11 protein-coding genes are annotated in these 14,651 nt (G+C 69.5%); 5 read left to right on the top strand and 6 right to left on the bottom strand.

Translation table 11 applies throughout. The features are described 5' to 3' along the window. Positions 1 to 48: 48 nt before the first annotated feature. Positions 49 to 738, top strand: coding sequence for a response regulator transcription factor (locus KB201_RS14820; protein ID WP_004019147.1), 690 nt, complete (start codon positions 49 to 51; stop codon positions 736 to 738). Here the strand turns inward: KB201_RS14820 and KB201_RS14815 are convergent. From KB201_RS14815 to KB201_RS14805, 3 genes are all read right to left on the bottom strand, one after another. After that, entirely contained in the window at positions 699 to 2,135 is a 1,437-nt protein-coding gene (locus KB201_RS14815; RefSeq protein WP_211539567.1) for a HAMP domain-containing sensor histidine kinase, read from the bottom strand. The genes KB201_RS14820 and KB201_RS14815 overlap by 40 nt on opposite strands. Beyond that, positions 2,117 to 6,370, bottom strand: a complete 4,254-nt coding sequence (locus tag KB201_RS14810; protein WP_211539566.1) for an AMP-binding protein — start codon at positions 6,368 to 6,370, stop codon at positions 2,117 to 2,119. The genes KB201_RS14815 and KB201_RS14810 overlap by 19 nt, the downstream gene beginning before the upstream one ends. 144 nt (positions 6,371 to 6,514) lie before the next feature. Next, positions 6,515 to 7,603 carry an alpha/beta hydrolase family protein gene (locus KB201_RS14805; protein WP_211539565.1) on the bottom strand — a complete coding sequence of 363 codons (1,089 nt, stop codon included), beginning with the start codon at positions 7,601 to 7,603 and terminating at the stop codon, positions 6,515 to 6,517. Positions 7,604 to 7,767: 164 nt separating this feature from the next. Between KB201_RS14805 and KB201_RS14800 the strand changes: the two genes are divergently transcribed. Then, positions 7,768 to 8,244: a cupin domain-containing protein gene (locus KB201_RS14800; RefSeq protein ID WP_058249779.1), complete on the top strand. Its 477-nt coding sequence runs from the start codon at positions 7,768 to 7,770 to the stop codon at positions 8,242 to 8,244. Between the two features lie 205 nt (positions 8,245 to 8,449). On the opposite strand, the gene KB201_RS14795 is transcribed toward KB201_RS14800, so the two are convergent. From KB201_RS14795 to KB201_RS14785, 3 genes are read right to left on the bottom strand one after another with little or no spacing between them, the layout of a single operon-like run. Continuing rightward, the gene (locus KB201_RS14795) at positions 8,450 to 9,772 is read right to left on the bottom strand and encodes an amidohydrolase family protein (protein ID WP_211539564.1); all 1,323 of its coding nucleotides are present in this window, start codon (positions 9,770 to 9,772) and stop codon (positions 8,450 to 8,452) included. Next, positions 9,769 to 10,734 (bottom strand): PDR/VanB family oxidoreductase, encoded by a 966-nt coding sequence (locus KB201_RS14790; RefSeq protein WP_211539563.1) that lies wholly within the window; start codon positions 10,732 to 10,734, stop codon positions 9,769 to 9,771. Before KB201_RS14790 ends, KB201_RS14795 begins: the two co-directional genes overlap by 4 nt. Positions 10,735 to 10,751: 17 nt before the next feature. After that, positions 10,752 to 11,411, bottom strand: a complete 660-nt coding sequence (locus tag KB201_RS14785) for a helix-turn-helix domain-containing protein (protein WP_211539562.1) — start codon at positions 11,409 to 11,411, stop codon at positions 10,752 to 10,754. Positions 11,412 to 11,623: 212 nt separating this feature from the next. Between KB201_RS14785 and KB201_RS14780 the strand changes: the two genes are divergently transcribed. From KB201_RS14780 to KB201_RS14770, 3 genes are read left to right on the top strand one after another with little or no spacing between them, the layout of a single operon-like run. Next, positions 11,624 to 12,958, top strand: a complete 1,335-nt coding sequence (locus KB201_RS14780) for an amidohydrolase family protein (RefSeq protein ID WP_211539561.1) — start codon at positions 11,624 to 11,626, stop codon at positions 12,956 to 12,958. Continuing rightward, positions 12,958 to 13,728: an ABC transporter ATP-binding protein gene (locus tag KB201_RS14775; protein WP_211539560.1), complete on the top strand. Its 771-nt coding sequence runs from the start codon at positions 12,958 to 12,960 to the stop codon at positions 13,726 to 13,728. Before KB201_RS14780 ends, KB201_RS14775 begins: the two co-directional genes overlap by 1 nt. Continuing rightward, positions 13,725 to 14,630: an ABC transporter permease gene (locus KB201_RS14770; protein WP_078112714.1), complete on the top strand. Its 906-nt coding sequence runs from the start codon at positions 13,725 to 13,727 to the stop codon at positions 14,628 to 14,630. The genes KB201_RS14775 and KB201_RS14770 overlap by 4 nt, the downstream gene beginning before the upstream one ends. The last annotated feature ends 21 nt before the right edge of the window (positions 14,631 to 14,651 follow it).

Raw genomic sequence — 14,651 nt, 5'->3', positions numbered from 1 at the left:
GGTCGACGGGTCCGCGGGCTGCGACCCCAGCCGGTGATACTGGGACGCATGCGCGTGCTGGTGATCGAGGACGACCCGCGGGCCGCCGAGACCCTCCGCCGCACCCTGGCGGCCGAGGGCTGGACGGTCGACACAGCCGACAACGGGGTCGACGGCGTCGAGTGCGCCTGCACTCGGACCTACGACGTGATCGTCAGCGACATCATGATGCCGCGCCTCAACGGGTACGAGGTCGTCCGCGAGCTCCGCAGGCGCGCCGTGTGGACGCCGGTTCTGATGCTCACCGCGAAGGACGGCGAATACGACGAGGCGGACGCCTTCGACCTCGGTGCCGACGACTATCTCGTCAAACCGTTCTCCTTCGTCGTGCTGTCGGCCCGCCTCCGGGCGCTGGTGAGACGCGGTGCGCCCGAGCGTCCCGCCGTGCTCCGTGCTGGTTCGCTCACCCTCGACCCCGCAACGCGGGAGGTCCGGCGCGGCGACACCCCGATCCGCCTCACCGCCCGTGAGTTCGCCGTGCTCGAGTTCCTGATGCGGCACAAGGGAACAGTCGTCAGCAAGACCGAGATCCTGCAATCGGTGTGGGACGCGCACTACCGGGGCGACGACAACATCGTCGAGGTGTACGTCGGCTATCTGCGCCGGCGCATCGACACCCCGTTCGGTTGTCGAACCATCGAAACCGTCCGGGGCGCAGGCTATCTCCTCGCCGGTGACGGCGGGGGCCCGCTGTCATGAGGTGTCGTGCGCGGTAGCGACAGCTCGATGGCGAACCCGTCGCCCCCGGTGTCGGCGACCGCGACCGTCCCGCCGTGCGCGTGCACGATCTCGGCCACTATCGACAGGCCGAGACCCGTCCCGCCGCCGCGTTCACGAGCTGTGTCCAGGCGGACGAACCGGTCGAAGATCCGATCCCGGTCCTTGTCAGGAACGCCGACACCGTCGTCGGCGACGGTCACCGCCACCCGCTCCGGTCCGACTGCCATCGTGACACTGACCGCGCCGTGGGCGTGCCGGGTCGCGTTGTCGCCGAGGTTCCGCAACGCTCGCGCGAGTTGTCGCCGGTCGCCGGTCACCCGCACCGGGAGAACCGTGGCGTCGACGTCGAGTTCGGTCGTCAGGTCGAGCCGGGTCACCTCGTCGTTGACGATGTCGTCGAGATCCACGTCCTCGAACTCGGGGCGCAGCCCGTACTCATCGGCGCGCGCGAGCAGCAGCAGGTCGTCGATCAGGTCTCGAAGGCGGTATGCCTCGGGGAGCAGAAGCGTCGACACCGAATCGTCGTCGATGGGCTCGCCGGTCCGGTCGGCCAGTTCGAGCAGTCCGATGATGGTGACGAGCGGGCTCCGCAGCTCGTGCGACGAATCACCGACGAAACGGAGCTGCTGGTCACGAGCGAATGCGAGCCGGTCCAGCATCTCGTTCATCGTCTCGGCGAGGGTCGCGATCTCATCTCCGGTGTCGGGGACGGGCACCCGACGGGCGACGCCCGCACGGGAGATGTCGGCGACTTCGGCGCGGATGGACTCGACCGGACGCAGCGCTCGCCGTAGCAGCTGATCGGTCGCGAAGACGGCCGCCGCGAGAATGATCGGGAACACCACGCACAGCACGGCGAACACCGTCCACACAGTGGCGTGGATGCTGCCCTCCCCGGCTCCGACCACCACCGTGACGAGGTCACCGGACACCTCGGCACCCTGGACGGTCGCGCGATACTCGGTGTCGCTCCCGGGGAATGCGGCGTCGATCACGTGGCTCACACCGGCCCGGCCCGCGGGCGGGACGAGCGCCCGGTCCTGCTCGACACCGGGCGTGGCGGCGAGCACGTCGCCGTTGCGACCGACGATCTGGACGATGTCGACGGCCTCAGTCCGTTCCAGCAGCGACGGATCGAGTCCGGCGACGCCCGACCGCGACATCGCGTCGACGATCTCTCCGCTGCGTGCGGCGGTCGCGCCGTCGGCGGCGGTGTTCAACGAGTGGTACAGGACGAACAGCACGATCGCGCCGGCGATCAGCAGTGCGGTGAACAGCATCGCCGCGCCGACGACCGTCAGTCGCATGCGAACGCTGGCCGCCCGGAATCGCCGTCGGCGGTCGGGCACCGCGAGTGTCACACCCGGCGCACGCACGCGACGACCTCGGCGAGGACCTGCTCGACCCGGGATTGCGCGAGGGCGGAGGCCGCACCGGTCACCAGGATCTGCAGCTCCCCCTGCGCGGTCGGCGAGCCCTCGATCTGCAGCATCCATCGCGTGATCCGGGGTGGGAACACGTACAGATGACCACCCGCGCTCGGCCGGGTGACCGTCGGGGTCCAGCCGAGCAGCACCGGCACCGGGAACAGGCGCCCGTCGACGACCGGCCGGCCCAGTACGTCCAGCACGTCCTCCATCGGCCCGGTCGCCGCGGCGATGCACCGACGGGTGCGCTCGACCCAGCCGCGGACATCCTCGCGGGCGTCGAGCGGCGTGACCGCAGCGACGACGAAGTCGCCCACGGTGTCCTCGGCACCCGTCGGTCGCGTCGACGCCGCGGTGGCCGCCATCACCCGGTCTTGTCCGGTCAGTCGCGCGAGCGCCTCCGACACCGATCTTCCGAATGCCTCGAACGGGGTCATGCCCTGCTCGGACGCGCCGGCACGGAACCGTGCGTAGACGTCGGCGTCGACGAGAGCCCGGCGACGAACCGCCGTGGACTGCGCGTAGGAGACGGGGTCCAGCCCGTCTAGGGTGAAGGAGTCCGCGGACGGTTCGCCGAGCAGTCGGTGCCACGACCGGTCGTCCATGTCGTCGTCAGTGTGTGGTGCGGGCGGCGAGATCGGTTGCACCGCCGAAACATCTACCCCACGGGCGATCAGGTCCGCCTCTCGGGCCAGTGTTCCGAGCGAGTGACCGTCGACCGCGATGTGATGGAACACCGCGACCGCGGCCATCACACCGCCGCCGGCATCCGCCAGGATCCGCACGCAGAACGGCGGCGCGGTCCGGACATCGAGCGACGCCGACATCTGTTCGGCGTGTGCGCGTAGGCTCTCGCGTCCCGGGTTCGGGTCTGGGTCCGAAACCACCTGCACGGCAACATCGACCGCTGCGTCAGCGCCGCCGGCCAGCGCCCGCTGGACCGGCCCGGCGGGGGTGTCCGGATAGCTCGACCGCAGGGCGGGGTGCCGATCGGCCAACGCGCGGAGCAAGTCTCGCAATTCGGGAGCGGTGGGCCGCCCGGTCTCGGGTGGAACCCATCCGACGCGGACCAGCTGCCCGTACGGGTGTCCCGGTGCGCGTTCGACCGTCCGTTCTGCGGACGTGAGCGGACGATCGTCGGCCGGTGCGGCCGGTCGCCGTACGATGACGTCCGGGCGCACCGGCTCGACCATCCGCTCGGCCAGCGTCTCCAGGTCGGGCGCGGTGAGCACGTCGTCGGGCCCGATCTCGGAATGTCCTGCCGCGATCAGCGATCCGACGACCCGCATGACCGCCAGGGAGTCGCCGCCCTGCTCGAGGAAGCCGGCGAACAGATCGACTTCATCAGTACCCAGCGCCTCGCCCACGACCCGAACCAGCAGGGTCTCGTGCGAGCCGACGGGTCCGCGCGCCGACCGGCGACCGGGGAGCGGGTGGTCCGCCAGCTTTCCGACGTCGAGCTTGCCGTTGCCGGTACGGGGTAGCGCGTCGATGCCGATGACGAGCGCGGGCACCATGTACGACGGCAAGACACCGGCGACCGCGCGACGCAGCCCGGGTGCGTCGACATCCGTTCCGGTGCCCTGCGGCACGACGAATGACACCAGCGCGGTACGGCCCGATGGCAACTCGCGCAGAATCGTCGCGGAACTCCGCACGTCGGTGCATCGTCCGAGCGCAGCGTCGATCTCAGCGAGTTCGATTCGCAAGCCCCGCAGGGTGATCTGTCCGTCGCGGCGTCCGAGCAGTCGGATCTCACCGGCCTCGGTCCACTGGGCCAGGTCGCCGGTCCGGTACATCCCCTCCTCGGCCGAGAACGTGCTCTGCACGAAGGCCTCCGCAGTGGACGCCGAATCGTCGAGATAGCCGTCGGCCAATTGCGGTCCCGCACAGTGGAGCGTGCCGATCGCCCCGGGAGGTTGTGGCCGGCCGAGGCGATCCAGGACCGCCTCGTCGACTCCGACCATCGGCGGGCCCACAGTGATCGCCTCGCCCGGCAGCAGCGGAGCGGAGATGTTGATGCTGCACCGGGCTTCGGTGGGTCCGTACGCATTCCGCAGCCGGACGCGACCCGACCAGCGGTCGACCACCCGCGGCGACGGCGGTTCGCCACCGATGATCACCTGCACCAGATCGTCGGCCAGATCCAGGGGCAGGGTGTCGAGGACCGACGGCGTGACGATGAGGTGACTGACGCGATGCCGTCGGATCAGCTGTGCCAGTGCATCACCGCCGGGTGCCGACCTGGGCGCGACGACAACGGTCGCCCCACAGACGACCCCGCACAGCATCTCGACGATCCCGGTGTCGAAGGTCGGGGACGACGCGTGCAGGATGCGTGACCCGGGTGTCAGAGCGTACGTCTGTCGGATCTCCGCGATCAGGGCGGGCAGGCCGCGGTGGGGCATGATCACGCCCTTGGGTGTTCCGGTGGAACCCGACGTGAACAGCAGGTAGGCGGCATCGTCGGGCCCGCGTTCCAAACCCGGCCACCGATCGGCCACCGGCGAATCAGGGTCGCTGTGCTCGAGATCCAGCCACCGGATCGAGCCCGGGCGTGGGGCGCCCGGCACGCACAACCCGACCTTGGCGCCCGAGCGATCGAGCAGATCACGCGTTCGCGCCTCCGGTGCGAACGGGTCGCCGATCGGCACCCATACGCCGCCCGCACACAGCACCGACCAGAACGCGACGACGGAGGCCGCCGACCTCTCGATGGACACCGCCACCCGGTCGCCCGCACCGACCCCGGCCTCCACGAGCAACCGGGTCCCGCGATCCACCCGGCGGGCGAACTCGCGCCGGGACACCGAGACCTCTCCGTCGATGATCGCGATGGCCTCGGGGTCCGACGTCCAGTGGTTCTCGAGGTGGCTCACGATCGGCGTGAAGGGCGGCGTCGGCGGCCCGCTCACGCACCGGAACCGCTCCCATTCGCCGTCGACGAACACCGAGTCGTCGGGAATCGTCGGGCCGCCATCCAGTTCAAGGAGGGTGGCAGTGAGATGTCGGTCGAAGCGTCGGGCAAGGGTGGCCAGCGCGTCGCTGTCGAAAACGGCATCCGCGGCTTCCCAGGTCACCGCCTGACGCCCGTCCTGGTCCGCGGGGTGCAGGGTCACCGCGACGTCGGAGATCGGACCGGTCCGCATCACCTCCAGTCCCCAGTGCAGACCGTCGACGGCGGGCGGATCGAAGCCCGGCAGGAGGTTGACCACCGCACCGAACCCGCTGAGCCCGTGCTGCTTTCGCAGCATGTCCTCGCGATGGTGGCGCTGGTGACGCAGTGCCTCGATCAGTGCCGACGACACGTCGACGAGGGCCTGCCCGGCGTCGCGGTCCCCGATTCCGTCGAGGCGCAACGGCACGACGTTGGAGACGGGCTGCACCGCCCTAAGACGTGCCGCCGAGGTACGTGCGGCGACCGGGAGACTCAGCCCCACGTCGGGGGTGTCGAGGAGCCGGGCGCACAGGCCCGCGAACGCGGTGACGAACTCGGCCGACGATGCGGTCCGCGGACTTCTCAGGGTTTCGGTGACGCGCACGATCGACGACGTGAAATGCGGGACGGAACCGGCCAGCAGGGACGGCGCGAGGCCGTCGAGCCGTCGGTCCCAGTGTTGTTCGTCGGCCTGTCGGCGTCGCGAGTCGCGGTACCGCTCCTCTTCGGCCTCGAGTTCGAGGTCGTCGGCGAGGCGCAACTCGTCCGGCCGCGCCGTACCCGCGTAGACAGCGGCGATGTGCGCCATCACCCGCAGGACGCCGGCGCCGTCGGTGAGCACGTGATGCACCCGCACGACCCACCGGTGGGAGTCGGGGGCGAGAACGTGCAGTTCGCTGCGGAACAACGGCAGTCCGAGGTCGGCACCGGCGGGGTCATCGAGGAAATCCTGCGCTCGCGAGTCGCTCGCAGCCGCCGGATCGGCACACGTGGACAGGTCGACGCATTCCACCGGGTCCAGTCCGGAACCGGCTGAGTGCAGGGGGTGCGGATGACCGTCGGCCGGCGAGCGATCCGGGCTCAGACGTACGTCGTACCAGCCGACGTGGTCGAGCACGGCACCGGCCGTGCGATGCAGTCGTTCGGCGTCGAGCCGGCCGCTCAGGGTCAGGCCGAACGCGACGACATGCGAGACCTCGGGATGCAGCAGTTGCGAGAGCCACAGGCCGCGCCGGGTCACGGTCATCGCGGATCGCCCCCTGGGCCTCGTCGGGTGGAGCCGTGCCCGGAGATCACGCCCCGACCGTAGGTGCGCCGAGTTGAACGGACGCTGAAATGCGAGGTCCGGCGGTCGACGACGACCGCCGTCCGCGGTGCATCTCCCGCGGCGTCACGCGCCGAGCGCGCGGGCGAACATCGGCCAGGACTCATGCATCTGGTCCTCCCAGTACCCCCAGGAATGCGTACCGGTCGCCGGGAGCCGGACGACGGCCGGGATGCGCAGCGCGGCGAGGCGGTTTGCCATCGTCACCGTGCACGATCGTGCGGTCGCTTCGGCAAATCCGCCGGCCGCGACCTGTTCGGCGAGCTCCCCCACGTTGCCGGCGATCCGCCGGTCGGACAGATTGTCGTGCGCACCGGGCAATCCGGTCGCCGCACTGATCCACAGGGCAGGGGTGCGACGCCCGAACTTGTAGGCGTTGATCACCGGATCCTGGGCTGCCCACTGCGGGTCCCCGGGCGGGCCGTACATGTTGCTGGCGTCGGCGAGTCCGGGGACGAACACCACGTTGCGCAACAGCAACTGCCCGGTGGGCGACGCGGTGTCGGCGCATCCCGAATAGGAGCCCACCGCCCGGTAGAACCCCGGGTGGTTCTCGGCGATCCGCAGCACCGCCGTACCCGCCATCGAGATCCCCGCGACACCGCGCGAGCGTCCCGGGACGGATCGTCCCCCGTGGGCATTCTCGAAGGCGGCGGGCAGCTCCGAGGTCAGAAAGGTCTCCCACCGCAGGGGCCGCGACGTCTTCACGCCGAACCGGAAGTTCGCGGCCGGGTCGACGCGGCGCCAGTCGGCGTAGTAGCTCGCGGCACCGCCGATCGGGGTCACGGTCCACACGTTCTTGTTGGCATAGAACGCGTTGGCGTCGGTGGCGTGCGTCCAGTCGTCGTTGTCCTCGCCACCGGACGATCCGCTGAGCAGGTACATCACCGGTGCGGCCTGGTTCCGGTTCGCGGGCGTCTGGACCAGCGACGGGACCTGGGTCTGCATCGACCGTGACCACACCGACACCACGAGATTGCGGGGCGACACCCAGGTCTCCCGGTATGGCGCGCCGGCCGTCGCCTTGGCGTATCGGACACCGGTGAGGGTGTCCGCCGCCGCGGTTCCCGCCGAGGGCACGAGCACACCCGCCACGCCCATCACCATGGACAGGACGGCGACGCCGACGACCACGACATTCGGCAAGCGAGACATCCGCGGCTCCTCGAGTTCGTACCGAATCATCAACGACTCGGTCCCGTCATCGTATGCACACCGCTCTGTACCCAGGACCGTTCGGGTCAATCGTCCAGGACTGTTGCACAACGGAATCGGACGAATCGGGTATGAGGTGGGTCGGCCCGACGTACGGTCGGACGATGACACCACTCCTGCGCACCGCCGTCGCGACGCTCGCCGCCGCGGCCGCTCTCCTGACGCCGCTCGCGATGTCGTCGGGGACGGCGAATTCCACGCCCTCGTCCGGAATCTCGGCGGTCAGCCTGGCCAAGGCGGACATCCCGGCCGACCTCCTACCCTTCGTGCCCGACGGCGTACACGTGGAGGTCCGGGAGATCACCATCGCCCCCGGCGGCACCACCGGGTGGCACTATCACGACGGCCCGCTCTACGGACTGGTCCGGCAGGGCACCCTTACCCACCCCGGCTCCGACTGCAAGCCGGTGGTGTACCGGACCGGCGAGATCATCGCCGAACCCGGGGGCAAGGCGAACACCCACGAGGGAACCAATCTCGGGACCACCCCGGTCGTACTTGTCGTCCTGTACCTGATGCCCCTGAACAAGCCGCTGTCCGAGGACGCACCCGCACCGCCGTGTGCGACGGCCACTTCCTGACGGCGGGCGAGCCAGCCCCTGCTTGCTGATCCGAAAGAAGCGACCCCATTGCTCCCTGAGGAGTGAGGAGCGATAGCGACGAGCCACGAAGGGCCTGGTGAGACACGTTGCGAAGCCCTTCGTGGCTCGCTTCGCTCGCACCTCAGGGAGCAGAGGGAGGCCGTCGCTGCACCCAATGGACCAGCGGTTCTGTGGTTCTCTCGGATCAGGGAGCAGAACGCTGCCGCCGGTCCAGCAGTGTCGTGAGTTCGGCTGCGAGCGAACGTGAATCAGCGGTCACGAGTTCTCCGTCGCGTACCACCCACCGGCCGGCGACCATGACGTCGCGGGGTCGCCGGCCCGGGCCGGCCCACAGCAGGCCGTCGACCGGGTCGGTGACCCCGGCGTCGAAGACGTCCGAGCAGTCCCACACGCAGAGGTCGGCGGCGGCACCGGGTCGGAGGTGCCCCAGCTCGCTGCGGCCGAGACCTGCCGCCGAACCCTCGGACGCCATCGCGAGAACCTTTCGGGCCGTGACGGGTTCGCCGATCAATCCCGAGACCTGAACGGCCAGGCGGGCATCGGCGAGCAGGTGCCCGGCGTCGTTGCTCCCGCCGCCGCTGGTGCCGAGTCCCACCCGCACACCCGCGGACGTAAGCGCCGCGACCCGCGCGACACCCCATCCCATCGGCACGTCGCACCCGGGCGCGTGGGTCGCAGACGCTCCCGATCGCGCGACCAGAGCCACTTCGTCGTCGGTGATCTCGCACAGATGCGCCAGCGTGACGTCGTCGGCGAGCCAACCCCACTCGTGGAGCAACTCGAGGGGACGCCGCCCATATCGTTCCGCGGCGACCTGCACATCGACCTGCTCATTCGCCTGCGTACGACGACGTAGGCCGAGTCGGGATGCGACCTCGCCGAGCGTCGCGAAGGTCTCCGGCCCGTCGCTGTGCACGCCGGACGGGCCGACGGCCAGCTGAAGCATCCCGTCCGCGCTCGTGCCGGTTGCCCCCGCACCCAGATGGGTTCGGTGGATGTCCTCGACCGATGCGGCTGCGGCTTGCGGATCGTCGCGAGCAGTGCCCCGGACGAAGACCAATCGCGCACCGACCCGTGCGGCGGCATCTATGGTCCCTCCGGCCAACGCGACCGGGTCCTGACCACCGGGCCAGGTCAGGTGATGGTCGGCGACCGCGGTCACACCGCACAGCAGGGACTCCGCGAGCCCGGCAGCCGCTGCCGCGGCGACGAGCTCGGGGTCGACACCGACCGATGAATAGCGTTGCGCCATCAGGCCGAGCCACTGCGGCATCGGTACCGACCGACTCTCCGGACGCGACCGGAACGCGGTCTGCAGCAGATGGTGGTGCGCGTTCACGAGACCGGGTGTGACGACGCACCCCGAGACGTCGACGATCTCGTCCGCAGCGGCCCGGCCGCCGACCACAGCCCCGATCTGTCTGTCGTCGACCACGACCGGATCGCGCGTGACCGTCGACGCGTCACGCAGGACCGCCACGGCGCCGATGAGCACCGTGACGGTCACAGCTCGAGCACCAGACGACCGCTCATACACCGCGACACGCAGATCATCATGGATTCGTTCTCGGACCGCTCCTCCGGCGACAGGATCGAGTCGCGGTGGTCCACCTCGCCGCTGACCACCCCCGTCTCACAGGTTCCGCAGACACCTTCGCGGCACGACGACGGCGCCACCACCCCACGTCCGTCCAGGACGTCGAGGATGGTGCGATCCTGCGGCACCGTCACCGTCACACCCGAGAAGGCGAGGGAGAGTTCGAACTCCGCGTCAGCCGCGGACTGCGTTGTCGTGGCCGTGAACTTCTCGGCGAACGAGTCCACGGCCGGTTGCGGCTCACACACTTGCGCAACGGCTTCCAGCATCGATGGCGGCCCGCAGGTGTACACGGCGGTGCCGCGGGAGAGCCCGGCCAGGACGCCACCGAGATCCAGGCGGCCCGAAAGGGCCGACTCGTGAATCGTGACCAGCCCGGGGTACCTGGATTCGATCTCGTCGACGAACGCCATCTCCGCCCGGGACCGTCCGACGTAGACGAGCCGCCACGGCCGCCCGGTACGGCGGGCCTCGTCGACGAGGGCGAGGACGGGGGTGATGCCGATACCACCGGCCACGAACACATAACCGAGTGCACGTGTCAGCGCGAAGTGATTGCGCGGCGGGCTGATCCACACCTCGCCGCCCACCTTGATGTCGTCGTGCACGGAGGCCGAACCGCCCCGGCTGTCGATCCGCCGTTCGACGGCGATCCGGTACGTACTCGTGTCGTCAGGTGAGGAACACAACGAGTACTGCCTGACCGGGCCGCCCGGTGTGTGCAGATCGACGTGCGATCCAGCGGTCCAGGGCGGCAGCGCGGCGACACCGACCGGCGCGAGGACGAATTCGTCCACCCGACGGGCGAGCCGGCGCCGTGACACCACGCGGACACGCAGTCCATCTCGAAGGTCGTTCGCTGACAAAGACATCGGAGATCTCCTAGGTACTACGACCTCCGCCGGGATTCCCAGCCACGGGAACCACCCCCACCGTCGCGGATCTCCGACACCTGCGTTGACGCCTGGACAACGACGAGCCGAGCGGCCTCGGAACCGGTGAGCCGCCACCGGTGGGGAATGCCGCCAGCGTAGTAAAGGCTGTCGCCCCTTCGCAATTCGAGGAGACTTCCGTCGCCGAGGTCGACCTCGACCTCGCCGTCGACGACATGCAACCACTCGTCCTGCTCGTGCTGGAAGTACTCGCCGTAATCCCGCCGGTTCAACAACTGCTCCTGGGGGAAGAACGCGGCGTCTCCTCGAACGAGCAACCGGGCGTATCCGGCGTTGTCGCCGGCCTGCGGCAGGATCGCGCCCTCGCCGGCACGCACCAGTTGCGTCCCGACGGGTGCCGGAGACGGTGCCCCCGCCACGTGCGCAGGGTCCGCGGCCAGCATCAGACTGACCTGGGTGGTGTCCAGCGCCCTGGCGATCCGTTCCAGGGTCGTCATGCTCGGACGCGCGTATCCGCGCTCGAGCTGCGACAAGAACGGATGCGAGATACCGGCCTGCGCAGCCAGATTCGTCAACGTGAGGCCGTGCCGCTTACGTCGTCGGCGGATCTCGGCACCCAGCGACACCTGCGCGACGTCCGGCTCGTCGAGCGCCATGTGGCTCACACCCTTCCTGCAGAACCGATGGTTACACGCCCGCAGCGCTGGTTAACGTCGTGGCAACAGCGCATTCCTATATTCGGACGTGTTGACGTGATCAACAAGTATCACGAACCGCCCCAACCCCGCCGACCCCAGCCACAGCGGGACCACCGACCCAGTCGTGCACCGTCGCACGCCATTTCGATGTTCTCGAGGAAGTGTCATCAATGCCGACTCAGCAGACAGCGCCCGTGCCGGGCATCACCGGATCACTGGCCGACGGGTCAGTGGTCGATGTCGAGCTGTCCGCCGAAGCCGACGGTATCCACCGCGTCCGCGCCGTCACACCGTTTTCTCCCGATGTCCCACATCCCGCCGACTGGCTGGATCTCCGCGACCACCTGCTGCTCCCACCCGCCGCCGAACCCCACGCCCACCTGGACAAGGCCCTGTCGTGGCCGGAGTTGTCACCGCCGAGCGGCGACCTCGACGCCGCGATCGCCTCCTGGCGGGCCGGCAGCGTCTCCCTCGACGAGCAGTCGTTCCGGACGCGCGCCCTCCGGGCGACCTCGTCCATGCTGCGCAACGGCATCACCGCGGTGCGCACCCACGCCGACGTGCTCTCGCACGACGACCCACTGCGAGCCGTCCGCGTGCTCACCGAGGTCCGGGAGCACCTGCGCGGACTGATGGACATCCAGGTCGCGGTCCTGGCGAGCCCACTCACGCCCACCGCGCACATCGAGGCCGCGCTCGACGCCGGCGTCGACCTCGTCGGCGGGGCCCCGCACATCGCCGATGACCCCATCGCCGAGCTCACGAGACTGCTCGACCTCGCCGAAGCGCGCGGTATCGGCGCCGACCTGCACGTCGATGAATTCCTCGACGGTGACCACCTGACCATCGAGGCCTTCGCCGACCGCGTCGCCGAGTGGCCCGACGACCGGATCCGCACGGCCGGCCACTGTTGCCGCCTCGACACCCTGGCCGCCGCCGACCTGCAACGGGTCGCACGGGCGCTCGCACGGGCCCGTGTCTCGGTCGTCGCCTTGCCGGTGACGAACCTGTACCTCCAGGGCCGATCCGGACCGTCCGCGGGGCGACGAGGCATCACGCCGATCGACGTGCTGCGCGATCACGGCGTCCGCGTCGCCGGTGGTGCGGACAACATCCGCGACCCGTTCAACCCCGTGGGCCGGGCCGACCCGCTCGAGACCGCCGCCCTGCTGATCACCGCCGCACATCAGAACCCCCACACCGCAACGGAACTGGTCACCTCCGAGGCGCGTGCCGTGCTCGGACTGGAGCCCGCGGGCCCCGTCGTCGGAGCCCGCGCCGACCTCGTCGCCATCCGCGGCGCCGATCTCACCGAGGTCATCGCCACCGCGCCGGCCGACCGGGTCGTGATCGTGAACGGAACGGCGGTCGCACGCACCGAGTCCACCACCTGGACGGCGTTCCCGTCGTTCCCGGTTCCGTCCCCGGCAGGAGCATCACAGGCCGGAATGTCCTCAGCCGCAGCATCACCGCTGGGCCTGTCCCCCGTCGGCATGGAGAGATGATGAGTTCACCAGCAACGACCCCCAGACCGGCACTCGGTCACCCGCTCGTCGGCTTCGAACACGTGGAGCTCACCTATCCGGACGGCACTCACGCCCTCCGCGACGTGAACCTGACCGTGCGGGAGGGCGAGTTCGTCAGCGTCGTGGGCCCATCGGGTTGCGGCAAGTCGACCCTCCTGCGGTTGTCGTCGGGCCTGGAGACGATCACCGACGGTTACCTGCAGAGCGGTGCCGAACGGATCGGTTACGTGTTCCAGGACGCCACCCTGCTCCCGTGGCGGACCGTGGCCGACAACGTCGCACTGCTCGGTGAACTCGACGGTGCACCGAAAGCCGAACGGCGCGAACGCGTCCGCGCCGCGCTGGAGACGGTCGGGCTGACCGGGTTCGACAAGCACCTGCCGCACATGCTGTCCGGCGGCATGCGGATGCGGGTGTCGCTGGCCCGCTCGCTGACGCTCGATCCCGATCTGTTCCTGTTCGACGAACCGTTCGCCGCACTCGACGAATTGACCCGCGAACGGCTCGGTACCGACCTGACCGAGCTGTTCGCCGTCAAACGCTTTGCCGGCCTGTTCATCACCCACTCGGTCGCCGAGGCGGCGTTCCTGTCCACGCGTGTCCTGGTGATGTCGGGACGGCCGGGATCCATCGTCGACGAGATCGAGGTCCCCTTCGACTATCCCCGGTCGCCCGACCTGCGTTTCGAGCCGGAGTTCGGCGCGATCGCCGGCCGGATCTCCCGCGCACTCCGAGAGGCACATTCATGAGCGCCCCCGACACCGGCACCGAGACCGCCCCGGGCGTGCGAACCCCGAAAACCGGCAAGGCCGGTACACCCGACCCCGGCTCCACCACCGAACTCGCCGTGGCCGCACGCACGGGCCGACGCGGCCGCTCCCGATCGAAGATGGTCGGGATCGCCGCGCCGCTCGTCGTCCTGGGCCTGGTCATCGGCGCGTGGTACCTCGTCAGCTACGCGGTGCTCGATCCCGGCCGTCGATTCCTGATGCCGCCCCCGCACCAGGTCGTCACCGACGGACTGCTGGGCGACTCCGCCCAGGCGATGTGGGAGGCTCTGAGCCGCACGGCCACCGTCGCGTTGACCGGCCTGACGATCGCCGCGATCATCGGCATCACGTGGGCGGTGATCATGTCGCAGTCACGGCTGATGGAGAACGCCCTCTTCCCGTATGCCGTGGTGCTGCAGTGCGTCCCGATCCTGGCGCTCGTCCCCCTGGTCGGATTCTGGTTCGGATTCGGCTTCAGTGCACGGGTTTTCGTCTGTGTACTGATCTCACTGTTCCCGATCGTCTCCAACACCCTGTTCGGCCTTCGATCGGTCGACCGGCAGATGCGGGATCTCTTCGCCCTGCACCGTCCGAGCCGCGTCACCATCCTGCGCAAGCTGGAGTTCCCCGCCGCCATGCCGGCCATCTTCGCCGGTCTCCGCATCTCGGCGGGCCTGTCGGTGGTCGGCGCCATCGTGGGCGACTTCTTCTTCAAGCAGGGCAATCCCGGCATCGGCATCCTGATCGACAACTACCGGTCGCGACTGCAAGCCGAGGAACTGTTCGCCTCGATCGTGCTCGCCTCACTTCTCGGCGTGGCCGTCTTCTGGTTCTTCGGCTGGCTGGGCAACCGCATCGTCGGACGCTGGTACCAGCGCTGACCTGATCTTCTCTCGCCGGGT

Origin of the sequence: Gordonia sp. SCSIO 19800, from assembly GCF_018132775.1 — a bacterium.
In the GTDB taxonomy this organism is placed as follows: domain Bacteria; phylum Actinomycetota; class Actinomycetes; order Mycobacteriales; family Mycobacteriaceae; genus Gordonia; species Gordonia hongkongensis.
Note: the sequence above shows the minus strand (reverse complement) of the source record. Positions and strands in the feature narration are given on the sequence as shown.